We start from the raw sequence: 23,522 nt of genomic DNA, 5'->3' as shown, positions 1-23,522 counted from the left end.
TTTTACAGATCCCGGCAATGCGTGGCGAAGCGAGAAACTTTCACTTGCAGACTTCGGAAATTAACCTTTTGTTTCCCATGCCTGTTTAGCGTGACTTAACGATTGGCCGACCGCCGCTCCTGCGCCGTCGAAGGTAAAGTTTCGAGACAATGGTCGACAGGGAAAACCGTGAAGACTGGAGGCGCGAGCGCTCCCTCCTGGCGCTCGGCAAAGCCGTGCGCGGCGATGAGGCGGCGGATGCGTCGGCGGTCTCGATCGGTGACCGGGTGGATCCGTCATGGCGCGAGGACGCCGCCACGCGTCACCGCATAGCCCGCTCGCAACGCGAGGCGCGGTCGAATCCGGCGCCAACGTCACCGCCCGAGCCGCCGCAGTTCCAGGCCGACGGCGAACCCGTTTCGGCCGCCAGCGCGCGTGAGGAGCCTGTTTCCGGCCGGCGTCAGCAGCACGCCGCCTATGAGCTCCGCTCTTTCCACGAGCAGCGACCGGACCGCGACGACGATGACGGGCAGGAATGGAAGCCGCTGATCGATCCGCTCCAGGTCGTCCGCGGCATTAGTCGTTCCAAGTTGCTGATCGTCTCGACTACGATATTGGGCATGGTGCTCGGCGTCGCCGTCGCCGTTTCGACACCGAAGAAATACGAAGCCACCACACAGATGGTCATCGAGCCAGGCGACCTGAAGCTTTCCGACAACGATCTCACCCAACCGGTCGGGCAGCCCGATGCGGCGCTGGCTGTTGTCGAAACCCGCATCAAGATGGTGACATCCGGCAAGGTCCTCGACAAGGTCGTGGCCGATCTCAATCTCGTCGACGATCCGGAATTCAACGGACAGGGCTCTGGCGGCCTTGGCGTCCTGTCGCTCATTCGCTCGATACTGTCGCGCCAGGATGGCCCTGGCGGCGGCGGTGAAGTGCGCCGCCAGGCGCTGGCGGTCGGCAATCTGGCCAAGAGCCTGTCGGTTGAGCGCAGCGGCAAGAGCTTTGTCGTTTCCATCAGCGCCACCACTCAAAGCGCCGACAAATCGGCGAAGATAGCCAATACGACCAGGGACGTTTTCCAGCAGGAGGCGGCCCAATACCAGTTCGGGATGGCCGGGCGCGCGACGGACCAGCTGACGGCCAAGCTCGATGACCTGCGCAAGAATGTCGAGACAGCGGAGCGCAAGGTCGAGGATTTCAGGGCCACGCATGATCTCGTCGACGCGCAGGGCCATCTGATCAGCGACGACCAGATGCTGAAGCTCAACGAGCAGCTCTCAGTCACCCGGGCCCGTACGCTGGAACTCAATGCCCGGGCCGCGTCGGCGCGTTCGCTGGACGTCAATTCGGTCATCAACGGCACCTTGCCGGAAGAAATCAATTCCAACACGATGAGCGAACTGCGCGCGCAATATGCAGTTTTGAAGCAGGAGGCCGACCGCGCCGCCGTGCGTCTGGGACCGCGTCATCCCGAATACCAGGCGCTCAGTGCCCAGCTCGACGGCTCGCGCGAGCGCATCGCAGGCGAACTGCGCCGCATCGCCTCGTCGCTGCAGGTCGACTTGAAGCGCTCGGTCCAGCTTGAGCAGGATCTCGCTTCCCGCCTGGCTCAGGCAAAGGTCCAGAGCGGCGACGTCAACAGCGATCTGGTCAGCCTGCGCGAACTGGAGCGTGATGCCACGGCCAAACGCTCCGTCTACGAACAGTACCTTCTGCGCGCCAAGGAGACCGGCGAACAGCAAAACATCAACACCACCAACATCAATCTGATGACCCCCGCGCAACCGCCGCTCGAACCCAACGGACCGTCGCGGGCTGTAATAGCGATGGCCGGCCTGCTGCTCGGGCTTGCTTCGGGCATCGGTGTCGGCGCCATGCGCGGCGCCTTTGCCAGCCTGCGCGGCGCTGCCAATTCGCGTTCGCGCGGCAGAATGGACGAGCGCCGCCCTCCGGTCGAGGACAAGGTCTATCGCGCGCCGCTGCCTGTGGCGCCGCCACCGGCAGCACCTCCGGTGTTGCCGACCGCGGCCGCTCCCGCCCGGAGCCCAGGTCTGTTCGACGGACTGTTCTCGGCGATGCGCAAAGCCGCGCCGGGTAGCGGGACGTCAGGCGAACCCGTCGAGACCTACCGCGCCCAACCAGCCGCCGAATATACAAGGCCGGTGCAGGAGCCTGTGGGCTATCGCCAGCCGGACTTCCGGAACGAGGTTCCGCACGCCAATTCCCCTGCGCAGCAGCCTGGCTACGCGCAGCCTCGTCAGCCGGCTGACTATGCCTATTCGCAGGCTCAGCCGCTGCCCGCGGCGTCCGGGCCGTGGTCTTCTCCGCAGCCCGCTGGGGCGGCGCCGGAAGACCAGCAGGCGCAAATCGACGATATCCGCGCCAGCCTGCGCGAATTTCGCGAAGCGGTGCGCGAACTCACCGAAAGCCGTTCGCACCGCCGCTATTTCTGAGCAATTCCAGGAAAAGTGTGAAACGGTTTTCCCGGGAAAAGCGCGTAGCGCGCTTTCCCTTGGGAATTGCGTCAAAACAAGAATATAGAGCGGTTCAGCCTTTCCGTGAAAGGATGAGTCGCTCTGAGCCCGTCAGCACAGAATAAAAGCTGCCGGTTTCGAGTTTACGGCATGTGACGGCGCTTTGACGGGATTGCTTAGGCCAAATTTCGTGACAATGCCGCGCAGCATGGCGCCCAAAAAGCGCTGCCGTCGGGCTTTACCCGAATGGGCGGAACGTTTGGAACAACGACATGCACGAAGCAACGTTCAAGGCGCGCGCCGCGCCTTGGCTGGAATGATGTCGAGGATGGTTCATGGCCGAAGTGATTGACGGAAAGATCGTCGCCGCAGACGTGGTTCAGAAGGTCAAGGCCTTGACCGAGGACCTGGTCGCCAAGGGAAAGGCCCAGCCCGGCTTAGCGGTGGTCATCGTCGGCGAGGATCCGGCAAGCCAGGTCTATGTCGCGTCGAAGTCGCGCACCGCCAAGGAATGCGGCTTTCATTCGCTGCAGCACACACTGCCGGCCGACACGTCCGAAGCGGCACTGCTGAAGATCATCGGCGAACTCAACGCCGATCCGGCCATCAACGGCATTCTGGTGCAGCTGCCGCTTCCCGCCCATATCGATGCCGGCAAGATCATCCAGGCCATCGCACCGCAAAAGGATGTCGACGGCTTTCATTTCATCAATGTCGGCAAGCTCGGCACCGGCGAACTCGAAACAGCCTTCGTGCCCTGCACGCCGGCCGGCTCCATGCTTTTGATCGAACGCGTGCGCGGCAAGGATCTTTCCGGCCTCAACGCGGTCGTCGTCGGCCGCTCCAACATCGTCGGCAAGCCGATGGCAAATCTGTTGCTTGCCGCCAACTGCACCGTCACCATCGCCCACAGCCGCACCAAGGATCTGCCGGCGCTGGCCCGCACAGCCGACATTCTGGTTGCCGCCGTCGGCCGGCCCGAAATGATCAAGGGCGACTGGGTCAAGCCCGGCGCCACCGTGATCGATGTCGGGATCAACCGCATTGCCGCACCCGAGAAGGGCGAAGGCAAAACCCGCCTCGTGGGCGATGTAGCCTATGCCGAAGCGGCCAAGGCCGCCGGCGCCATCACCCCCGTGCCCGGCGGTGTCGGACCGATGACCATTGCCATGCTGATGGCCAATACGTTAGCCTCAGCCTACCTTGCGGCCGGCTTGAAGCGGCCTTCCTTCTGACCCAGAAAGCAGCTTCTTTGCCGAACCTTACTGTACCCTCTGAACGGCCGGTCGTGGATGATCCCGTTCAAGGGGGCCGGCAATTCGCGTTCCTGCTGGTCGACAAGTTTTCGATGTTTTCGCTGGCAGCGGCGATCGATACCTTCCGCTCGGCCAACCGCCTGCTCGGCCGCGATTTCTATGGCTGGACGACGGTCTCGGCCGACGGCGATCCCGTCATGGCCTCCAACGGCCTGCCGCTCAAGATCGACTATGCCGTCGCCGATTTGCCGCCCGTCGATATCCTGTTCGTGTCGGTGGGCCTGTCGGTCGAGTTCCCCGGCAAGAGCAAGGTGCTGGCGGCGCTGCGCAGCTGGGGCCGGCGCGGCAATGCGCTCGGCGCGCTGTCGGTGGGCTCTTACCTCCTGGCCGAAGCCGGTCAGCTCGAAGGTTATCGCTGCACCATTCATTGGGAAAACCGCGCCGGCTTCGTCGAGCGCTTTCCCGACATCAACTGCACCGGCAACGTCTTCGAGATCGACCGCAAGCGCTACACCTGCGCCGGTGGCACGACCTCGATCGACCTGATGCTGGAGATCGTGCGTGGCGACTTCGGCTCGAACCTCGCCAACGGCGTTGCCAACCAGTTCCAGCATGAGCGCATCCGCTCCGCCGGCGACCGCCAGCGCGTCGGGCCGGAGCGCGACCTGACCGGCAAGTCGGAGAAGCTAAGGCGCATCGTCGAACTGATGGCCGACCATCTCGACGAGCCGCTATCAGCCGTGCAGCTTGCCAAATCGGCGGGCCTGTCGGTGCGCCAGGTCGAGCGCTTGTTCCTGCGCCATTTGAGCGTCACGCCCGGTCGTTACTACATGCGGCTCAGGCTTGAGCGGGCGCGCGAACTGCTGCGCCAGACCAACATGCCGATCCTCGACGTGGCCATTGCCACCGGCTTTACCTCGCACTCCTATTTTGCCCAGAGCTACCGGCTGCAGTTCGGCCGTCCGCCTTCCGAAGAGCGGCGCACCACGTACTGACGCGGTGCTTAGCCGGCCTCGGAACAGGCCTCGGCCGGCGCCGATCCTGTTACACGGCAACCGTTCGTGACCCGCTCCGGGGCTTGTGCCCGGACGCGGCGTCAAATAGCTTGCCGCCGCATATAAGAGGGCGGCCTCAAGGAGATTTCCATGGCGGGACTTTTGCGGAGCGTCGCTGCGGCGCTGCTCCTTTTGTCGATGACTTCGCTCGGCTTTGCCGCCAACAAGGTTATCATCATTCTTGACGCTTCAGGCTCGATGTGGGCCCAGATCGACGGCAAGCCGAAGCTCGAGATCGCGCGCGAATCGCTGAGGACCGTACTGCAGTCGGTCCCGGGCGACGACGAGATCGGCTTCATGGCCTATGGCCACCGCGAAAAGGGCAGCTGCGACGACATCGAGCTGATCGTGCCGCCGCAAGCCGGCTCGGCTAGCGCCATTTCGGCCGCTGCCGACAGCCTGAAATTCCTCGGCAAGACGCCGCTGACCGCAGCCGTCAAGCAGGCGGCCGAAGCTCTGAAATACACCGAGGACAAGGCGACCGTGGTTCTCATCACCGATGGGCTTGAAACCTGCGAAGGTGACCCGTGCGCGCTGGGCGGGGAACTGGAGGCCTCAGGCGTCGATTTCACCGTCGACGTCGTCGGCTTCGGCCTGACCGCTGACGAGGGCAAGCAGATCGCCTGCCTTGCCGACAACACCGGCGGCAAATATATCCAGGCCTCGGACGAGAAGGCGCTGCAGCAAGCACTGATCGAAACCGTCGCCGCGCCGGCACCTGAACCCGCACCGGCGCCAGCGCCAGCTCCAGCCCCTGAACCGGCAAAGCCCGAATTCAATTTCATCCCGAGCGTGGTCATGGCCGAAGGCGGCGATCCGATCACCGACGGCAATGCCTGGGAGGTCTACAAGGCCAAGGCCGATGGCACGCACGGCGAGGCCGTCACCACCCAGTACAACAACTACGAGGCCAATCTCGAGCCGGGCGACTATGTCGTCGTCGCGCGCGCCGACGAAGCTCGGGCGGAACAGAAGGTCAAGATCGAGGCGGGCCAGGTCTACAAGCCGCTCTTCACCTTGAACGCCGGCACCATGCTCATCCATCCGAAGCCAAGCCAGGGCGCCGAGATCAGTGACGAAGCCCATGTCGATTTCGCCTTCCCGGGCGGCAGCACCACCCACTATGGCGACACCAGGATCATCGTGCCGGCTGGTGAGCAGAAGGTGACGGTTGCGATCGGCAGCGGCTCGGTGACCGAGACCATCCAGCTCGCCGCCGGGCAGACTGTGGAAAAGGACATAGTCGTCGGCGTCGGCCATGCCGCCGTCAACGCCTACTACACCGCAGGCGGCGACAAGGCTGACTCCTCGGGCATCAGCGTCCAGATCGTCAAGGCCAAGAAAAAGATCGACGGCTCGCGTGACGATGTCGCTCACTCCTATGGGCCCGACAGCAAGTTCTGGCTGCCGCCGGACGACTATGTCGCGGTCACCTCGCTTGAGCTCGCAACCGTCGAGCAGCCTTTCAGCGTCAAGGTTGGCGACGTCAAGGACGTCAAGGTGACGCTCGATGCCGGCGTGCTGGTGATGTCGGCGCCGGGCGCCTATTCGATCGAGGTGCTGTCGTCGAAGAAGGATATCCAGGGCAACCGCAAAGCGCTCGGCCTGAACTATGGCGACACCTGGCAGCAGACTATCCCAGCCGGCGACTATGTCGTCCTCCGCCACATGTCCGATCAAGGCCATGACAAGGAAATGCCGGTGACGGTCAAGGCCGGCGAACGGAGCGAGATTACGGTTCAGCCGTAATCGCCATCCATCCCTCACCAAAGGGCGGCCTCAAACCGAGCTCGAGCCGCCCTTTTTACAAAATAGGCAATGATGCCTCAAGCCGTGCCGAAAGCACTGGCGCCGTGGTCGGCGCGGCCGACCAGCTGGCGGAAACCGGCGAACAGCTCGCGGCCGAAACCGAACTCGTTGCCGATGAGATCAATGTCGGCCGTGCGGCGCAGCGCGAGCTCGGGCCCCGGCACCAGCACTTCCAGCGTGCCGGCATCGGCGTCGAGCCGGATGATGTCGCCGTCATGGATCCTGGCGATCGGCCCTTCCTCGACCGCTTCCGGCGTTACATGGATCGCCGCCGGCACCTTGCCGGAAGCGCCAGACATGCGCCCGTCCGTGACCAGCGCGACGCGCTGGCCACGATCCTGCAGGATGCCGAGCACGGTGGTCAGCTTGTGCAGTTCCGGCATGCCGTTTGCCTTTGGGCCCTGGAAGCGGATGACGGCGATGAAGTCGCCGGTCAGCGTGCCGGCCTTGAAGGCTTCGTTCAGTCCCTGCTGGCTGTCGAACACCTTGGCCGGCGCCTCGATGACGCGGCGTTCCGGCTTCACGGCGGACGTCTTGATGACGGCGTGGCCGAGATTGCCGGCGAGCACTTTCAGGCCGCCGGTCGGCTGGAAGGCCTTCTTGAACGGCGCCAGCACCTTCTCGTCACCGCTCTGCAGCGGCGAGGCTTCACGCACGACGCCGCCATCTTCGCCGAGCCGGGCCTCGACCGCATAGGGCCTCAGGCCTTCGCCCCATACCGTCTGCACATCCTCATGCAGGATGCCTTCGTCGAGCAATTCGCGGATCAGGAAGCCGAGCCCGCCGGCGGCATGGAAATGGTTCACGTCGGCAAGCCCGTTCGGATAGACGCGCGCGAGAAGCGGCACCGCTTCCGACAGGTCGGAAATGTCCTGCCAGGTAAGCGTGATGCCGGCCGCCGCGGCCATGGCGATGAGATGGATGGTGTGGTTGGTAGAGCCGCCGGTGGCGTGCAGGCCGACGACGCCATTGACGAAAGAGCGCTCGTCGATCATGCGGCCGACCGGCGTGTAGGCGTTGCCGAGCGCGGTGATCGCCAGGGCTCGCCTGGTCGCCTCGCGCGTCAGCGCGTCGCGCAGCGGCGTGCCTGGATTGACGAAGGACGCGCCGGGCGTATGCAGGCCCATGATCTCCATCAGCATCTGGTTGGAATTGGCGGTGCCATAGAACGTGCAGGTGCCCGGCCCGTGATAGGATTTGGACTCCGCTTCGAGCAGTTCTGCGCGTCCGGCCTTGCCCTCGGCATAGAGCTGGCGAACCTTGGCCTTCTCGTCGTTGGGCAGGCCCGTCGTCATCGGCCCGGCCGGCACGAACACCGCCGGCAGATGGCCGAAGGTGAGAGCCGCGATCACCAGCCCCGGCACGATCTTGTCGCAGACGCCGAGATAGACGGCGGCGTCGAACATGTTGTGCGACAGGCCGATCGCCGCCGACATGGCGATGACGTCGCGCGAAAACAGCGACAGCTCCATGCCGGGCTGTCCCTGGGTCACGCCGTCGCACATGGCGGGCACGCCGCCGGCCACTTGCGCGATGCCGCCAACTTCCTTCGCGGCTTCCTTGATCAGCGCCGGGAAGGTTTCGAAGGGCTGATGCGCCGACAGCATGTCATTGTAGGAGGTGATGACGCCGAGGTTCGGCACCTTGTCGGCGCCGAGCGCCAGCTTTTCAGACGGGCTGCAGACGGCAAAGCCATGCGCGAGGTTGCCGCAAGACAGGACGCCGCGGTTGGCGGTGCGGCTGGAGGCCTCGGCGATGCGGCCGAGATAGCGCTCGCGGCCGGCTTTCGAGCGTTGGCGGATGCGTTCCGTGATGGCTTCGATGTCGCGTCTGGCTGTCATGGTCGGTCCTTTCGAGCCCCGGAAGAACGTCCTCCACCGTCTGCCGGGACTACTTTGCGTGAAATCAGGGTGCCCAGAACACCTCTACCGGGGTGGGTGCCGCTTCGAGCACTTTGCGGATGGGCTTTTTCGCGCCCGGTCCCATCGCATCGTCGAAGGCGGTGCGCTTGTCCTCGCCTTCTATATGCAGCGCGATGAAGCCGGCGTCGACGATCCGCGCCAGCGGCAGCGTCAACCGGGGTTCGCCGGCGCTTGCCGCGTGAACCGGCAGCACGATCCTTGATGAGGCTGGGTCGAGCAAATCGCCGAGATTCTCGGCGTCGGGAAAGAACGAGGCGGTGTGGCCGTCGCCGCCCATGCCGAGCACGACGACATCGAGGGGCCAGGGCAGAGCCTTCAGCGCCGCATCGTCGGCCGCCGCGGCGGTCTCGATGCTTGCCGCCTCATGGTAGAGCGGCACGAAGTGCGCGGCAGCCGCCTTGTTCTGCAGCAGGTTGGCCGCCACCAGCCCCGCATTCGAGCGCGGCGAGGAGGCCGGCACGAACCGTTCGTCGACCAGCGTCACCGTCACCTTGTTCCAAGCGATCGGAATGGCCGAAAGTGCTGCAAAGAACTTTGCCGGCGTGGTGCCGCCGGAAACGGCAAGCAGGGCCGTGCCGCGCTCGTCGATGGCCTTGGTCAGGCGCGCCGCGACATTGCCGGCAAGGGCTGCCGCCAGATCCTGGCGCCCGGCAAAGCCGTTCCAGTTATAGACGGGCTCGCTCAATTGCTTTCGTGCCATGTCCGCCCGTCGCGTTCGATCAGCGCAATCGAGGCCGAGGGACCCCATGTGCCGGCCGTATAGCCTTGCGCCTCCTGCCTGGCGCTTTCCCAGGCGTTCTGGATCGGGTCGATCCACTTCCATGCCGCCTCGACTTCGTCGCGGCGCATGAACAGCGTCTGGTTGCCGCGGATAACATCCATGATCAGCCGTTCATAGGCGTCCGGCGCGCGACCGTCGAAAGATGTTGCAAAGCTCATGTCGAGCGGGATCTGGCGCAGCCGCATGCCGCCCGGGCCTGGATCCTTGATCATGATGAACTGCTTGACGCCTTCGTCGGGCTGCAGCCGGATCACCAGTTGGTTGGCTGAGATCGGCCCGGCGCTGTCGCCGAAGATCGAATGCGGGATCGGCTTGAACTCGATGACGATTTCCGAAACGCGGGTCGCCAGCCTTTTGCCGGTCCGGAGATAGAACGGCACGCCGGCCCAGCGCCAATTGCCGATCTCGGCCTTGATGGCGACGAAGGTCTCGGTGGAGCTGTCTTTGCCGAGTTCCTCGACATAGCCTTTCACCGCGCCGCCTGCAGAGGCGCCGGCGCGGTACTGCCCGCGCACGGTGTGCTTGGGTGCCTCATTGCCGTTGATGCGCTTCAGCGCCCGCAGCACCTTCAGCTTCTCGTCGCGCACGGCATCGGCATCCATCGACGATGGCGCCTCCATGGCAACCAGGCAGAGCAGCTGCAGCATGTGGTTCTGCACCATGTCGCGCAGCGCGCCGGCCTTGTCGTAGTAGGTGACGCGGTCTTCAAGACCGACGGTCTCGGCCACCGTGATCTGCACATGGTCGATATGGGCAGAATTCCAAAGCGGCTCATAGAGCGCGTTGGCAAAGCGCAGCGCCATCAGGTTCTGCACCGTCTCCTTTCCGAGATAGTGGTCGATGCGGAAGATCTGGCTTTCGTGGAAGTCGTCTCCAACCACGTCGTTGAGCTTGCGCGCCGAATCGAGGTCGCGGCCGATCGGCTTCTCCAGCACGATGCGTGAATTCGGCGTGATGAGATTGTGGGCTTTCAGCTGGTGCGAGATGTCGCCGAACAGCGCCGGCGCAACCGCCAGATAGAAAGCGCGAATGCGGTCGCTTTCGCCGATCGCCTTTTTCAGCTTGTCGAAGCCGGCACCCGTCGTCGCGTCGGCCGATACGTAGGACAGCCGGGCAAGAAATGTCTTGAGTTCCTCGGCGTCGATGTCGGCCGGCTTCACATGCTGGGAAATCGCCTGCTTGGCGAAAGCCTGGAATTCCTCGTCGCTCATCTTGGAGCGCGAGGTGCCGATGATGCGGGTCGGCTCGGAAAACTGGTGGTCGCGCTGGCGGTGGTAGAGCGAGGGCAGCAGCTTGCGTTCCGACAGGTCGCCGGTGCCACCGAAAATGATGAAGTCGAAAGGCTCGACGGGAATGATCTGGCTGGTCATGGTCTGTCCGCTTTGACGCCGCTCGCTGTGACGCGGCAGGATATAATCTAATCGATTTAAACTATCCAGTGCCATGGTGTCACATCGAGGCCAAATCACTGCATATTGATTCGCTCCAAATGTGCCTTGACACTGGCTGCCACCCGGAGGCTTTTCGTCAAGCGATGGTCCCGGGGCTTTCGCGCCTGCAACATAAAGCGGGAATGTGACGAAAGCTAATGCGTGTCGCCCAGAAGTGCGAAGCGGTTCTGGGAGACAGACACGCATCAAACAAAAAGGAAAATGCGCTTGCGAGGTGGGTCTTCAATGAGCGGAAAAAGCATGCGTCTGGAAAACAAGGTTGCCGTCATCACGGGTGCTGCGTCAGGTTTCGGCGAAGGCATGGCCAGGCGCTTTGCCGAAGAGGGCGCCAAGGTCGTCGTCGCCGACCTCAACGCCAAGGGCGCGGAGCGCGTTGCAGCAGAGATCGGCCAGGCCGCGATCTGGACCCAGACCGACGTTTCGCAGCGTTCCGAATTCGACGAGATGGTCTATGCCGCAAAAAGCGCCTTCGGCCGCATCGATATCATGGTCAACAATGCCGGCTACACCCATCGCAATGGCGACATGCTCGACGTCGACGAGGCGACCTTCGACCTGATCACTTCAGTCAACATGAAGGCGATCTATCACGCCGCACTTGCCGTGGTGCCGATCATGGAGCGGCAGGGCGGCGGCGTCATCCTGACCACGGCTTCGACCGCCGGTCTGCGGCCGCGGCCGGGGCTCACCTGGTACAATGCCTCGAAGGGCTGGGCGATCACCGCGACCAAGTCGATGGCGGTCGAACTCGCGCCCAAGAACATTCGCGTTAACTGCCTTTGCCCGGTCGCCGGCGAGACCGGCATGCTGGAGAAATTCATGGGCACTGACACGCCCGAGATCCGCGAGAAATTCCGTGCCTCGATACCGCTCGGCCGTCTGTCGACGCCGCTCGATATCGCCAACGCTGCGCTTTGGCTTGCGTCGGACGAAGCCGCCTTCATCACCGGTGTGGCGCTGGAGGTCGACGGCGGCCGCTGCATTTGAGCAATTCGGGAAGTACCTCGCTGTTCGCAATGCATGGCAGACAGAGCAATGTCGGCAAGAGTTCGCATCGGTGCGCCGGCCGGCCGAGGAACGAACAGTTGACGTCGTCACGCCGGACCCCAGTTTGACTTCTCGATCCCCCGAAAGGCATAACGGGATCCTGGATAGTGTTGGCGGGTGATGAAGATCAGGCAGCAGAAAAGTCGCTACGATCTTGGATGGCGGCTGCGGCTTTACCTGGCCACCCGTGCGCGGGCGCGAAGCAAGGCAATTTTCATCGGCATTACCGGAAGCTCCGGCAAGACCACGGCGGGAAGCCTGCTTGGACACATCCTGGCCGGTCATGGTTCGGTCCATACACAGGTTCTGGCCAACACGATGAAACTGTTGGTCTCGACGCTATCCAGGCGAATGGGAAAGGGTGGCAAAACCGACTACGTCGTCTTCGAGGCTGCTGCATTCGGCCCGGATACAATGAAGCCCATGGCCGAGTTGCTTCGCCCCGACGTGGCTGTTGTCACAATGGTCCGGCTGGAGCATCGGGCCAGTTTCAAGACTGTGGAAAACGTCGCTCGAGAAAAGAGCGCCCTGGTCGCGGCGCTGGAGCCGGGCGGCTTCGCGATGCTCAATGCCGATGACCCTTTTGTGATGGGCATGGCCTCGGCGAGCTATTGCCGTTCCGTCACATTCGGCACATCGGAGCAGGCGGATTATCGCGTCAGCGATATCGAGGCAGCCTGTCCCAAGCCGTTGCGGTTCTCGCTCCACTGGCGCGGCGGTGTGCTCGATATCGAGACGTCGTTCCCCGGCCAGCATTTCTGGCTGCCGACGTCAGCGGCGGTTGCAACCGCTCTTGAGCTGGGCGTGCCTGCGCAGATGGTCAAGGACAGAACCGCGACGTTCCAGCCTCTGGAAAATCGCGGCCAGGTGCTCGTCCCCGCGGGCGGCCCCCACTTCATCGTGGATGCCGCAAAGGCGCCCTGGCATTCGCTGAGCCTTGCCTTCGACATGGTAGCCGGATCGACATTCGGGCGAAAACGTATCGTTCTTGGCCAGCTATCGGATTTTTCCGGCTCGAATAACAGATATGCCCAAGCCTACAGCAGCGCGCGCGAGATTGCAGACCAGGTGATTTATGCCGGCGATCATGCCCATCGCTCCAAGGCGAACCAGGCAGATCGCGACAGCGGCCGCTTCATCGAATTGCGCACGGCCAGGGAAGTGTCGGACTACATCGCCCAAACCGCGCAGCCTGACGAGTTGATCCTGCTCAAGAGCTCGTCCAATCTGCACCTCGAGCGTGTCGCTCTTGCCTGGACCCACGACGTCCAGTGCTGGGTTTCGGTATGCGGCAAGACCGAGGGATGCGAGCAATGCGGCCTCTATGAAGTGCCGTTTGAGCAGCACCGTGAGTTTGTGGCGCAGAGAAAATCGAAGCGTCGCAAGCACAGACTGCTGCGGCTCCTCGGCCGCTAGAATCTTTGGCTGAAGCACGCCAGCGCCCGTTTGACTCTGGAACTTGGCACGACGCATGTTAGGCTGGGCTAAAAGCTGGCGGGGTGTGAAACTGGAATTGCTGAAAATTCGCAAGGACTTGGGCTGGGCGCTGCGACGGCTGCAGGCGCGCTGGGTGCGGGCGCGTAACAAGGCGACGTTCATCGGCATTACCGGCAGCTCCGGCAAATCCACATCCACCAGCCTGCTTGCACACATACTGGCCGCCCAAGGCAAGGTGCATCTACAGGCCCAGGCCAATACAATGCCTGCGCTCATCCGAACGCTTTACAAGCGCCTGAGGAAGGCCGGCAAAGTCGATTACGTCGTTTTCGAAGCCGGCGCTTCCGACTTCGGCACGATCAGCGCCATGGCGCAGATGCTGAAGCCGAGTGTGGCGGTGGTTACGATGATCCGTCTGGAGCATTTCGGCAAGTTCAAGACTCTGGAAGCTGTGGCGGGAGAGAAGCGGGCGCTGGTCGGGGCACTCCAACCCGATGGACTTGCGGTTCTCAATTGCGATGACCCACTGGTGATCGGCATGGCGTCTGGCGCGAAATGCCGGATTGCGACCTTCGGCCAGTCCGGCGAGGCAGACTACCGCGTGAGTGACGTGCATGCCGCGTATCCGGAATTGCTGCGGTTCACCCTTCATTGGCGCGGTGGCAGCCTGAATATTCAAGCGCCTTTTCCCGGCGAGCAATTCTGGCTGCCGACTGCAGCGGCTGTTGCCGCCGCCTTGGAACTTGGCGTCCCGCCAGAGCAAGTCGTAGCGAGAACGGCATCGTTTGCACCACTGCCCAACCGCTCTACGGTGCAAGAGGTATCCGCGGGTCCGAAATTCCTGGTCGATACGGCCAAAGCGCCCTGGCATTCGCTCAACATTGCCCTGGAGATGATTGCAAAGGCCAAGGGTGCTCGCAAGCGCATTGTGCTGGGGCAGATATCCGACTACGCCGGCTCGTCGAGGAAATACGGCGCCGCCTACAACATCGCGCGCGAAATCGCCGATGAGGTCATTTATACCGGCGACAATGCGCATCGCTCGCGCGCCAGCCAGGCCGACCGCGACAGCGGCCGTTTCATTGAGCTTCGCACTGCCAAGGAAGTTTCGGATCATATCAAACGGACGGCAGTCCCAGGAGAACTGATTCTGCTGAAAAGTTCGTCCAACCTTCATCTGGAAAGGATCGCGCTCGCCTGGACACACGACGTCAAATGCTGGGTCCCGATATGCCGCAAGTCGGAAAGCTGCCAAATGTGCGGCCTCTACGAGGTGCCGTTCGAGGAACAGCGGGATTTCCTGGCGAAGCGCAAACTTGCTCGCAGGAGACACCGTTTCAGGTGGTTGCTCGGCGGCTGACCAGATCTGGCGGCTTGCGTCTCAATCCCCGGTCTTGATGTAGCTCTTGTAGATCCAGCCGCGCTTGCCGTTGTAGACGATCTGGCACCATTTCTTGCAACTCATCACCTGCACCGACGACTTGGCGGGCACGGTCCCCATGGCGGCGGCGTTTTTCTGCGGACCGCTGCGCATTGTCACCGCCCTGAGGATGCGTCCGGTGCCGGCGGCAGCAGCCACCTTCTGTGGCTTGGCCTTGGCCTGGGTATCGTCCGTTGCGGCGGAAGATTGCTCGTTTGGAAGTTGCGGTTTTGGCGTCGGTATGGCGGCGGTCTCGGCGTCGTCGTCATTGGCGGGAGCAGCGACCTTTGACAGCTGCGTCGTGGCGTCGCTCTGCGCCGCCGGTTCTTCGAATGCCGCGGCATCAGACGGTTTGGCGGCAGCCTGCTCGGCAGGCGCCTGATCGGATGGCGTCGCGGCAGGGTCGCTGTTGGATTGCGCCGCAGTCCAGCGCGGATCGTTGGCCGACAGCGGCGGCATGGCAGCCCCACCGGCAGCGACCGTCGATGAAACCGCATCGCCCTTGCGCGCGGCTTGTGGCGCCGCTACCGCGGCAGCCGTGGCCGCGACCGGGGCAATCTTGGTCGTCTTGACCGGAAAAGTCGGAACGTTCTGCTGTGTGCTGGCGATCGCTTGCCGGTCGCTGGCCGGCAACGCCAGCCAAAGCGCTATGCCCGCCACGCCAAGCAGCGCTGCGGTGCCGACCGCGGCGATCACCAGATGCGAATTCGTGCGCACCCCCTGCCAGAAGGAGGGCCGCATGTCATAGCCGAATTGCATGGCGAAGCGCCGACGTTCCGGCGCGCCGAAACTGAAGGGCTCGTTCACTCTTGCCACCTCCAAAAGATGAGCCGGTGTTCTTTCGATCGGCGCCGGCAGCCCGGCATTCGATCGGCATCGGTCCCAACAACAAAGCGGGCAGGCCCGCAGAAATCCCCGTTCAATCGCCCAGAACCGGCATCCTTTGCCCTTGATTGTGGCATCAGTGCGCCCTCAGGGGAATTGTGCGCTCTTGTTAAGGATTCTGCAACGTCTCGCTGCGGCAACCAACAGCTCAATAGAATCAGCTCAGTACCAGCCACGGCTGATATGAGATACTTTCCCTATATTCGGTCCCTCAGGGCAAACCAGTTCAGTGCCAAGAACAATAATGGCGTTCTAAATCGCCGGCCGCCGGGAAAAGCCGGGATGTTCAGGTCCTCGATCAGCTTCAGTCTGTCGCGGTTGCCGGCGACGGTCTGGGCATAGAGCTTGCCGAAGAAGTTCGACAGCATCACGCCGTGGCCGGAATAGCCTCCGGCCGAGATCACATTGGGCATCACCTCGCGCACGAACGGTTTCCTGGGCATGGTGATGCCGACATAGCCGCCCCAGCCATGGGTGATCTCGACATCGCTCAGTTCCGGATAAAGCTCGGCTATCTGCCGGCGGATATGGACATGGATGTCCTTCGGATCGTTGACGCCATAGACCTCGCGCCCGCCGAACAGCAGCCTTCCATCGCTGGATTTGCGGAAATAACGCACGACGAAACGCGAATCGTCGACCGCCTCGCCGCCCGGCAGCACTTTCGAATCGACGCCCAGCGGCACCGTCGCGCCGATGAAGGAACCGATGGGCATGATGTGCGCGGCACTCACCGGCTCGAGCGTGCCGCCATAGGCATTTACACCGATCAGGCATTTCTGGGCGGTGATGGTTCCTCTCGAAGTCGTCACCCTGACCTTGCCGCCGCTGGAGGTAACACCGGTCGATAGTGTCTGCTCGAACAGGTGCGCGCCGGCCGCTGCCGCGACCTTTGCCGTGCCGATCACCAGCTTCATCGGGTGGATGTGTCCGGTGCCGGTGTCGCGGGTGCCGCCGAAGTAGCGTGTGGAGCCCAGCCGTTCGGCCGTTTCCCTGGCATCCATGAAGGCGATGTGCGGATAATTGAAGCGGCCCGCCATGATCTCGGCATGCGCCTTGTAGTCGTCGAGATAACGCGGCTTGTGCGCCACGGACAACTGGCCGGGCATATAGTCGATGTCGATCTGGTTGACGGCGGCGAATTCGAGCAGGTGCGCTTTCGCCTCCTCGGCAAGGTCGAACAGCGCCTTGGCGCGGGAGAAGCCGTATTCGGCCTCCATCTCTTCGGCCCAGGCGCGCTGGCCCGTGCCGAGCTGGCCGCCATTGCGCCCTGAAGCGCCGTCGCCGAAGCGATGCGCCTCGATCAGAACGACGTGGGCTCCCGCCTTCGCCAAATGAGCGGCCGCCGACAGCCCGGTGAAGCCACCGCCGACGACGACGACGTCGCAGCTGCGGTCGCCGTCCAGGGCAGGGTACTCAGGGCGTGGTCCGGCTGTGTCTTCGTACCAGGAGCGACCGGGGGAGATAGGTGATTGGTAAGGCATGGGGACACCAGCCAATGGTGAATGGTGAATGGCTGCGAGACGCACGACGTCTGCGCTCATCCATCCAATATGAAACTACTCACCATTCACTATTCACCATTCACACGACGAAGTCGCCGCTCACACGTTGAGCAACAGATACTCCCGCTCCCACGGGCTGATCACTTCCATGAAGGTCTCGAACTCCGCCCGCTTGATCGCTGCATAGGTTGCGGCGAAGGACTTGCCCAGAAGAGCGCATAGTTCCTCGTCGCCTTCGAAAAGATCGACGGCTTCGAGCAGGCCTCGTGGCAGGTCGATCTCGTCGGCGTTTGCGGTGGTCAGCACCGGAGGCTCGGCCTTGATCTTGTTGGTGATGCCGATCAGCCCGCAGGCAAGTGAGGCCGCCAGCGCCAGATAGGGGTTGGCGTCGGAAGACGGGATGCGGTTTTCGACACGCCGCGCCGCCGGATCCGAGCGCGGCACGCGGAACGCCGTGGTGCGGTTGTCATAGCCCCATTTGTTGTTGACCGGCGCCGAGGCCGACTGCGTCAGCCGGCGGTAGGAATTGACGTAAGGGGCAAACATCACCAGCGCGTTCGGCACATGCTTCTGCATGCCGCCGATGAAATGGAAGAAGTGGTCGGTTTCCGAGCCGTCCTTCGCCGAAAAGATATTCAGCCCGGTCTTCTTGTCGATGATCGACTGGTGGATGTGCATGGCAGAACCTGGCTGGCCCTGGATCGGCTTGGCCATGAAGGTGGCATAGATCTCATGCTTCAGCGCTGCCTCGCGGATGGTGCGTTTGAACATGAACACCTGGTCGGCGAGCTCGACCGGATCGCCGTGACGCAGATTGATCTCGAGCTGGCCGGCGCCTTCCTCGTGGATCAGCGTGTCGATCTCCAGGCCCTGGCTTTCGGAGAAATGGTAGATGTCGTCGATCAGTTCGTCGAACTCGTTGACGCCGGCGATCGAATAGCCGGCGCCGCCGCCGATTGCCCGTCCGGAACGCCCGACGGGTGGGGTCAGCGGATAATCCGGGTCGGGGTTCTTGCGCACCAGATAGAATTCGATCTCGGGCGCCACCACCGGCTTCAGCCCGCGCTTGTCATAGGCTGCTACCACGCGCTTCAGGACGTTGCGCGGCGTGAACTCGACCGAACGGCCATCCTGATGGACGAGGTCGCAGATGACGGCGGCCGTCGGGTCTTCTTCCCACGGCACGACGGTCAACGTCGACAGATCCGGCATCAGCTTTAGGTCGCCATCATCCTCCGGATAGTGGAAACCGTTGCCATCCTCGGGATAGCCGCCCGAAATCGTCGTCATGAACACTGCCGATGGCAGCGCCAGCGAGGTGTTGGAAGTGAATTTCTTCGACGGCATCATCTTGCCGCGCGCGACGCCAGCCTGATCAGGCGTGATGCATTCTATGTCTTCGATGCCGCGCCATTCCAGCCAAGCGCTGACTTCCTTCCAGTTCTTCACGCCGCGTTGATTTTTCACGAAGGCAGGCGTTCGGACGCGTCCTCCGCGGGTCGACGGACGGACTTCCTTTTTCGCAGGCGGCATCATTCACCAGTTTGGGTTGCAATTTTCACAGTATAGCTGCTGCCGGTGATGGAAGGGAAGGGGAGCTGCCTGTCTTCGCCTTCCCGGTTGAAAATCGCGCCACGCAGATTAGGGTCAAACTCCCGCAGATCGAGCAGCAGAAGACACCGTATGCCAGGCAAATTGACCACTATCGGCTTCGACGCCGACGATACCCTATGGCAGAACGAACAGTTCTTCCGCCTGACCGAGAAGCATTTTGCAACCCTGCTCGCCGACCATGGCGAGGCCGAGCACATCTCGGCACGGCTGCTCGAGGCCGAGAAGCGCAACCTTGCCGTCTACGGCTTCGGCATCAAGGGCTTTACCTTGTCGATGATCGAGACGGCCATCGAAGTGACCGAGGGCCGCGTGCCGGCCTCGACGATCGCCGAAATCCTTGCCGCCGGCCGCGACATGCTCGGCCATCCTGTCGAGGCGCTGCCGCATGCGCGCGAGACAGTCGAAAAGCTCGCCGGCGCCTACCATCTGGTGCTGATCACCAAGGGCGATCTGTTCGACCAGGAGCGCAAGCTGGCGGCGTCCGGCCTTGGCGACCTGTTCGATGCCGTCGAGATCGTCAGCGACAAGAGCGCCGCCACCTATGCCAGGATCTTTGGCCGCCACGGCAGCCCGCAGGACAGCATGATGGTCGGCAATTCGCTCAAGTCGGACGTGGTGCCGGCCATCGAGGCCGGGAGCTGGGGTGTGTACGTCCCGCACGAACTGACCTGGGTGCTCGAACATGTCGAACCGCCGGTGGCAGCACCGCGCTTCCGCCAGATTGTCGATCTTGGCGAACTGCCGGCTTTGATCGAGAGCATCGGCAAGGAAGGCTGACCGCCCCGCACGCGTTCGGGCGGATTGCGATCAGCCGCGCCCGAGACTGATCAGCCGGTCGACCACCGGCTGCAGCCTTTCGGTGGTGATCGGCTTGGTTACCACCACATCGACCACGCTCGACAGGCCCAGGCTGTCGGGCGTGCCGGTCTTGGTTGAAAGCAGGATCACCTTGGGGAGCGACCGCCCAGATGTCCGCCGCAAGGCGTCGATGGCCGCCATCGGCGCGCGGCAGTCCTCGTTGTCGGGGCCGCCATCGAGAACGACGGCGCCCGGAATGAGGGTTCGCAATGTCTTGGCCGCCATTTCGGGCGACTCGGAGATCGGCTTCAGTCCGGACTTCTCGACGATCTTCGACACCACCACCCGGTTGATCGGCGATTTTCCAACGACCAGCACGTGGGAGAAATCCGTTGATATCTCGGAGTTCGCGTCCCTGCTTGACGAATTCAGATGTTTGGCGGTGTCGGTCTCGCGGTTCACAGGGCACATGGGCGGGGCGGGCACTCGGCGCTGCTTCAATGCAGGGTTGAAATCCGAGAGCCAATTGGCGTGAGATCGCCCGCCATGTCAAGCTGAAATGACGGACCTGCGAAATATAGCCGGAAATATTAAACCTCGGAGACAAGGTCTGTTTTCGAACTGTAGTTAAGTTTACGCTCAAAAGCGAAAGTCACCCGCGCTGAAAACCCGCGGGTGACGTTGAAATCGGCCAGTGAGCGGCGGGGCCCATAGGTTCCACAAGCACAAAGCTTCCGTAAGGGAAGATCAGCCGTGACTCTTCTGCGTGACGATCACCGGGATCAGCAGGTCGCCCCAATTGCCGTCGCCGCCATGATGCCGGGCCGAGCGCACCAGTTCCACCGAGACGCCGGCCTCCACTGCCTTCATCACCGATTGATTGAGTCGGTGCAGGTCGTTGGCCAGCATGCGGATGGTCGCCTGTTGGTCGACACTCATCGTGGTGGACTGCTCTTCTGCACGTTCCTTGACGCGGCTTATCGATGCCATTTTCTTCTCCCTTGCCCTTCGGGCGTTTCCTCTGTTGGTTATGTCGATCGGTTCATTCCGCTGCCGGCTTGAACTGGACGTGCTCGGTCGATTCATGCATGGCGGTGGTCGACGACTGGCCGCCGCTGATTGCCATCGACACGGCGTCGAAATAGCCGGTGCCGACCTCGCGCTGGTGCTTGGTCGCGGTGTAGCCGTGGACTTCGGCCGCGAACTCGGCTTCCTGCAACTCGGAATAGGCCGCCATCTGCCGCGCCTTGTAGCCGCGGGCCAGCTCGAACATGCCGAAATTGAGCTGGTGGAACCCGGCCAATGTGATGAACTGGAACTTGTAGCCCATGGCGCCGAGCTCGCGCTGGAACTTGGCGATCGTCGCGTCGTCGAGGTTCTTCTTCCAGTTGAACGACGGCGAGCAATTATAGGCGAGCAGCTTGCCCGGATGATGCCTGCGCACGCCTTCGGCGAATTTCTTGGCCTGCGCCAGATCGGGCTTGGATGTTTCGCACCAGATCAGGTCGGCATGCGGCGCATAGGCAACGGCGCGCGCTATGCACGGTTCGATGCCGTTCCTGACCTGGTAGAAGCCTTCAACCGTGCGGCCGGCATCGTAGTCGACGAAGGGCTGGTCGCGCTCGTCAATGTCGGAGGTCAGAAGCTTTGCCGCTTCCGCATCGGTGCGTGCCACGACTAGCGTCGGCGTGCCCATCACGTCGGCCGCCAGACGCGCCGCGTTGAGGTTGCGGATATGCGCGGCGGTCGGGATCAGCACTTTGCCGCCGAGATGGCCGCACTTCTTCTCAGAGGCCAGCTGGTCCTCATAGTGGACGCCGGCAGCGCCCGCCTCGATGAACGCCTTCATGATCTCGAAGGCGTTGAGCGGTCCGCCGAAGCCGGCCTCGGCATCGGCGACGATCGGCGCGAACCAGGTGTCGACCGACAGGCCGTTGCCTTCCGAGGTCTCGATCTGATCGGCGCGCTGCAGCGTGCGGTTGATGCGCTTGACCAGTTCGGGCGCCGCATTGGCGGGATAGAGCGACTGGTCCGGATACATGGCCGACGCGGTGTTGGCGTCGGCGGCGACCTGCCAGCCCGAGAGATAGATTGCCTTCAGCCCGGCACGCACCTGCTGCATCGCCTGGTTGCCCGACATGGCGCCGAGTGCATTGACGAAGTCTTCCTCGTGGATGAGCTTCCACAGCCGGTTGGCGCCCATTTCGGCAAGACTCTGGCGTATCTGGACCGACCCGCGCAGCCGCTTCACATCGTCCGGCGAATAGGCTCGTTCGATGCCGTCGAAGCGGCCTTCGGGCGCGGATGGGACAAGATTGTAAAAATCAGTCATTGGTCACTCCAGATCAATCGATGTCAGTGTCTTGAAACGCCGCGCCCTGGGACAGTGTGCGTCGTCTGTGTGTGACATCATTTACACTGCGCCGCGACGAGAGCGAGGAAAACCGCTATTTCTGGTAGAAAATAAGAGAAAACCTGTGTTGTGTTTGACTGCTTATCGCTGTAAATCTGTCATGATTGTAAAGATGGTGCGGCGTTCATCGCTCGCAAGTCGTGTAAATTCCTGTCAAGGAAAGCCGATGGCCGACCAGAAGATATTCGCCGGGCCGCGCATCCGCCGCATCCGCATCGCCAAAGGCCTGACCCAGACGGCGATGGCCGAGGGGCTCGGCATCTCGCCGTCCTATCTCAACCTGATCGAGCGCAACCAGCGGCCGCTGACGGTGCAGCTGATCCTGAAGCTGGCCTCTGTCTACAAGGTCGACCCGCATGAATTGCAGGGTGAGGCGAGAGGGTCGATCTCGGCCTTGAAGGAAGTGTTCGGCGACCCGCTGCTTGCCGGTGAGCTGCCGGGCGACCAGGAACTGATCGAACTGGCCGAGGCCGCCCCCAACGCATCGGCTGCGATGATAAAACTGTTTCGCGCTTACCGCGAGCAGGCCGAGCGGCTGTCCGATCTCAACGAGCTTCTGGCGCGCGAGGGCCGCGCCACGGCGCTGTCCGGTGCGCGGCTGCCGATCGACGAAGTGCACGAGATTTTCGAGCGCCGGCCGAACCATTTTGCAGCACTCGAGGAGGAGGCCGAGGCCTTCACCTCGGTGCTCGACCCCGGCGACGATCTGTTCGGCGCGCTGAAGGCGTGGCTGAAGCGCGAGTATGGCATCGTCGTCAAGGTGCTGCCGGTGGCCACCATGCCGAACTGGCGCCGCCGTTATGACCGTCATTCGCAGCGTCTTTTTCTATCGGAGCGGCTGTCGCCGTTCGACCAGTTGCGCGAAGTCGCCATGGAGGCCTGCCTGATCCGCATGACGGTCGCGATCGCCAGCGAAATTCAGGCGCTGAAGCTCGGTACGGACGAAGCCCGCCGGCTCGCCCGCTTCGAGTTCGGCCGCTACGCCGCCCATGCCTTGATGATGCCCTATCAGGCCTTTCATGCCGCCGCCGTGCGGGCTCGTTACGACATCGATGTGCTGCGCTCGCGTTTCGGCGTCTCCTTCGAACAGGCGGCGAACCGCCTGACCATGCTGCAGCGTCCTGGCTTGTCCGGGGTCCCGTTCTTCATGCTCGAGGTCGACAATGCCGGCAACCGCTTCCGCAAGGCCGGCGGCCAGGGCTTTCCGCAAAGCCGCTTTGGCGGCGGCTGCCCGAAACTGCCGGTCCATGCCGCTTTCGCTTCGCCTGGCCAAATCCTGGTCGAGGCGGTTGAAATGCCCGACGGCGCCGAGTTCCTCTGCATCGCACGCACGCTCGAGGGGCCGCAGGGTTCGTTCTCCGAGCGTCCGCGCCGCACCGCGCTGCTGTTGGGCTGCGATATCGGCTTTCGCGACGAGATCGTCTATGGCGCCGGGCTGCCGGCAAAGGCCGGACAGGGCGCCGCCACGCCGGTCGGTCCCGCTTGCCGGCTGTGCGAACGCATCGGCTGCCTCGCCCGCGCCGAGCCGCCGGTGACCCGCCCGCTGGGCCTCGACGAGATGGTGACGGGCCTGAGCGCCTTCGATTTCCAGTGATGCTTCACGGGCTGGAGGTCGCGGAAGACTGCAGCTGTTTGCGCTAAGCAATAGAGTGCGGCCCGAACCATCGCCG

18 protein-coding genes are annotated in these 23,522 nt (G+C 63.0%); 9 read left to right on the top strand and 9 right to left on the bottom strand.

Annotated elements, in window-relative coordinates; translation table 11 throughout:
- The first annotated feature begins 149 nt into the window (after positions 1–149).
- From NKJ18_RS25960 to NKJ18_RS25945, 4 genes are all read left to right on the top strand, one after another.
- The gene (locus NKJ18_RS25960) at positions 150–2,438 is read left to right on the top strand and encodes a GumC family protein (protein WP_352760380.1); all 2,289 of its coding nucleotides are present in this window, start codon (positions 150–152) and stop codon (positions 2,436–2,438) included.
- A 356-nt stretch (positions 2,439–2,794) separates the two neighbouring features.
- Complete coding sequence (folD, locus tag NKJ18_RS25955) at positions 2,795–3,694, top strand: bifunctional methylenetetrahydrofolate dehydrogenase/methenyltetrahydrofolate cyclohydrolase FolD (RefSeq protein WP_023669302.1); 900 nt, start codon at positions 2,795–2,797, stop codon at positions 3,692–3,694.
- Positions 3,695–3,711: 17 nt separating this feature from the next.
- Complete coding sequence (locus NKJ18_RS25950) at positions 3,712–4,710, top strand: GlxA family transcriptional regulator (protein ID WP_032891834.1); 999 nt, start codon at positions 3,712–3,714, stop codon at positions 4,708–4,710.
- Between the two features lie 150 nt (positions 4,711–4,860).
- Entirely contained in the window at positions 4,861–6,519 is a 1,659-nt protein-coding gene (locus tag NKJ18_RS25945) for a vWA domain-containing protein (RefSeq protein ID WP_352760378.1), read from the top strand.
- A 77-nt stretch (positions 6,520–6,596) separates the two neighbouring features.
- Here NKJ18_RS25945 and edd read toward each other — a convergent pair whose 3' ends face one another.
- The 3 genes from edd to zwf all read right to left on the bottom strand — a co-directional run bounded on the left by edd (position 6,597) and on the right by zwf (position 10,652).
- Complete coding sequence (gene edd, locus NKJ18_RS25940) at positions 6,597–8,420, bottom strand: phosphogluconate dehydratase (RefSeq protein WP_023747208.1); 1,824 nt, start codon at positions 8,418–8,420, stop codon at positions 6,597–6,599.
- Between the two features lie 64 nt (positions 8,421–8,484).
- Positions 8,485–9,201 carry a 6-phosphogluconolactonase gene (gene pgl / locus NKJ18_RS25935; protein WP_023701816.1) on the bottom strand — a complete coding sequence of 239 codons (717 nt, stop codon included), beginning with the start codon at positions 9,199–9,201 and terminating at the stop codon, positions 8,485–8,487.
- Positions 9,183–10,652, bottom strand: coding sequence for a glucose-6-phosphate dehydrogenase (gene zwf, locus NKJ18_RS25930; RefSeq protein WP_023669307.1), 1,470 nt, complete (start codon positions 10,650–10,652; stop codon positions 9,183–9,185). The genes pgl and zwf overlap by 19 nt, the downstream gene beginning before the upstream one ends.
- A 321-nt stretch (positions 10,653–10,973) precedes the next feature.
- Here zwf and NKJ18_RS25925 point away from each other — a divergent pair, with 321 nt between their 5' ends.
- From NKJ18_RS25925 to NKJ18_RS25915, 3 genes are all read left to right on the top strand, one after another.
- Positions 10,974–11,720: an SDR family oxidoreductase gene (locus NKJ18_RS25925; RefSeq protein WP_027049416.1), complete on the top strand. Its 747-nt coding sequence runs from the start codon at positions 10,974–10,976 to the stop codon at positions 11,718–11,720.
- Between the two features lie 180 nt (positions 11,721–11,900).
- On the top strand, positions 11,901–13,196 hold the full coding sequence (locus NKJ18_RS25920; RefSeq protein ID WP_352760409.1) for a Mur ligase family protein: 1,296 nt from the start codon (positions 11,901–11,903) through the stop codon (positions 13,194–13,196).
- Between the two features lie 85 nt (positions 13,197–13,281).
- A complete protein-coding gene (locus NKJ18_RS25915; RefSeq protein ID WP_023697307.1) occupies positions 13,282–14,577 on the top strand; it encodes a Mur ligase family protein in 1,296 nt (431 codons plus the stop codon).
- A 21-nt stretch (positions 14,578–14,598) separates the two neighbouring features.
- Here NKJ18_RS25915 and NKJ18_RS25910 read toward each other — a convergent pair whose 3' ends face one another.
- The 3 genes from NKJ18_RS25910 to NKJ18_RS25900 all read right to left on the bottom strand — a co-directional run bounded on the left by NKJ18_RS25910 (position 14,599) and on the right by NKJ18_RS25900 (position 18,563).
- Positions 14,599–15,444: an SH3 domain-containing protein gene (locus NKJ18_RS25910; RefSeq protein ID WP_023697306.1), complete on the bottom strand. Its 846-nt coding sequence runs from the start codon at positions 15,442–15,444 to the stop codon at positions 14,599–14,601.
- A 275-nt stretch (positions 15,445–15,719) separates the two neighbouring features.
- Positions 15,720–17,006 (bottom strand): NAD(P)/FAD-dependent oxidoreductase, encoded by a 1,287-nt coding sequence (locus NKJ18_RS25905; RefSeq protein ID WP_023689330.1) that lies wholly within the window; start codon positions 17,004–17,006, stop codon positions 15,720–15,722.
- A gap of 120 nt (positions 17,007–17,126) precedes the next feature.
- Positions 17,127–18,563 carry a glutamine synthetase family protein gene (locus NKJ18_RS25900; RefSeq protein ID WP_023689329.1) on the bottom strand — a complete coding sequence of 479 codons (1,437 nt, stop codon included), beginning with the start codon at positions 18,561–18,563 and terminating at the stop codon, positions 17,127–17,129.
- Positions 18,564–18,710: 147 nt separating this feature from the next.
- Here NKJ18_RS25900 and NKJ18_RS25895 point away from each other — a divergent pair, with 147 nt between their 5' ends.
- On the top strand, positions 18,711–19,418 hold the full coding sequence (locus NKJ18_RS25895; RefSeq protein WP_352498572.1) for an HAD family hydrolase: 708 nt from the start codon (positions 18,711–18,713) through the stop codon (positions 19,416–19,418).
- A 30-nt stretch (positions 19,419–19,448) separates the two neighbouring features.
- On the opposite strand, the gene NKJ18_RS25890 is transcribed toward NKJ18_RS25895, so the two are convergent.
- The 3 genes from NKJ18_RS25890 to aceA all read right to left on the bottom strand — a co-directional run bounded on the left by NKJ18_RS25890 (position 19,449) and on the right by aceA (position 21,771).
- Entirely contained in the window at positions 19,449–19,910 is a 462-nt protein-coding gene (locus NKJ18_RS25890) for a response regulator (protein WP_352760374.1), read from the bottom strand.
- 276 nt (positions 19,911–20,186) lie between these two features.
- Positions 20,187–20,429, bottom strand: a complete 243-nt coding sequence (locus tag NKJ18_RS25885; RefSeq protein ID WP_023669318.1) for an SMc00767 family acetate metabolism repressor — start codon at positions 20,427–20,429, stop codon at positions 20,187–20,189.
- Positions 20,430–20,481: 52 nt separating this feature from the next.
- On the bottom strand, positions 20,482–21,771 hold the full coding sequence (gene aceA, locus NKJ18_RS25880) for an isocitrate lyase (RefSeq protein WP_023689327.1): 1,290 nt from the start codon (positions 21,769–21,771) through the stop codon (positions 20,482–20,484).
- A 247-nt stretch (positions 21,772–22,018) separates the two neighbouring features.
- Here aceA and NKJ18_RS25875 point away from each other — a divergent pair, with 247 nt between their 5' ends.
- A complete protein-coding gene (locus NKJ18_RS25875) occupies positions 22,019–23,446 on the top strand; it encodes a helix-turn-helix domain-containing protein (protein ID WP_352760371.1) in 1,428 nt (475 codons plus the stop codon).
- The last annotated feature ends 76 nt before the right edge of the window (positions 23,447–23,522 follow it).

It is taken from the genome of Mesorhizobium sp. M0217, assembly GCF_040321955.1.
In the GTDB taxonomy this organism is placed as follows: Bacteria; Pseudomonadota; Alphaproteobacteria; order Rhizobiales; family Rhizobiaceae; genus Mesorhizobium.
This window is presented reverse-complemented; position numbering and strand designations above follow the sequence as displayed.

Bases quoted from the DNA above. Each gene is read 5' to 3' on its own strand.
- NKJ18_RS25960 (WP_352760380.1), top strand. From the start codon at position 150: ATGGTCGACAGGGAAAACCGTGAAGACTGGAGGCGCGAGCGCTCCCTC.
- folD (WP_023669302.1), top strand. From the start codon at position 2,795: ATGGCCGAAGTGATTGACGGAAAGATCGTCGCCGCAGACGTGGTTCAG.
- NKJ18_RS25945 (WP_352760378.1), top strand. From the start codon at position 4,861: ATGGCGGGACTTTTGCGGAGCGTCGCTGCGGCGCTGCTCCTTTTGTCG.
- edd (WP_023747208.1), bottom strand. From the start codon at position 8,420: ATGACAGCCAGACGCGACATCGAAGCCATCACGGAACGCATCCGCCAA.
- pgl (WP_023701816.1), bottom strand. From the start codon at position 9,201: ATGGCACGAAAGCAATTGAGCGAGCCCGTCTATAACTGGAACGGCTTT.
- zwf (WP_023669307.1), bottom strand. From the start codon at position 10,652: ATGACCAGCCAGATCATTCCCGTCGAGCCTTTCGACTTCATCATTTTC.
- NKJ18_RS25925 (WP_027049416.1), top strand. From the start codon at position 10,974: ATGCGTCTGGAAAACAAGGTTGCCGTCATCACGGGTGCTGCGTCAGGT.
- NKJ18_RS25920 (WP_352760409.1), top strand. From the start codon at position 11,901: ATGAAGATCAGGCAGCAGAAAAGTCGCTACGATCTTGGATGGCGGCTG.
- NKJ18_RS25905 (WP_023689330.1), bottom strand. From the start codon at position 17,006: ATGCCTTACCAATCACCTATCTCCCCCGGTCGCTCCTGGTACGAAGAC.
- NKJ18_RS25900 (WP_023689329.1), bottom strand. From the start codon at position 18,563: ATGATGCCGCCTGCGAAAAAGGAAGTCCGTCCGTCGACCCGCGGAGGA.
- NKJ18_RS25895 (WP_352498572.1), top strand. From the start codon at position 18,711: ATGCCAGGCAAATTGACCACTATCGGCTTCGACGCCGACGATACCCTA.
- NKJ18_RS25890 (WP_352760374.1), bottom strand. From the start codon at position 19,910: ATGTGCCCTGTGAACCGCGAGACCGACACCGCCAAACATCTGAATTCG.
- NKJ18_RS25885 (WP_023669318.1), bottom strand. From the start codon at position 20,429: ATGGCATCGATAAGCCGCGTCAAGGAACGTGCAGAAGAGCAGTCCACC.
- aceA (WP_023689327.1), bottom strand. From the start codon at position 21,771: ATGACTGATTTTTACAATCTTGTCCCATCCGCGCCCGAAGGCCGCTTC.
- NKJ18_RS25875 (WP_352760371.1), top strand. From the start codon at position 22,019: ATGGCCGACCAGAAGATATTCGCCGGGCCGCGCATCCGCCGCATCCGC.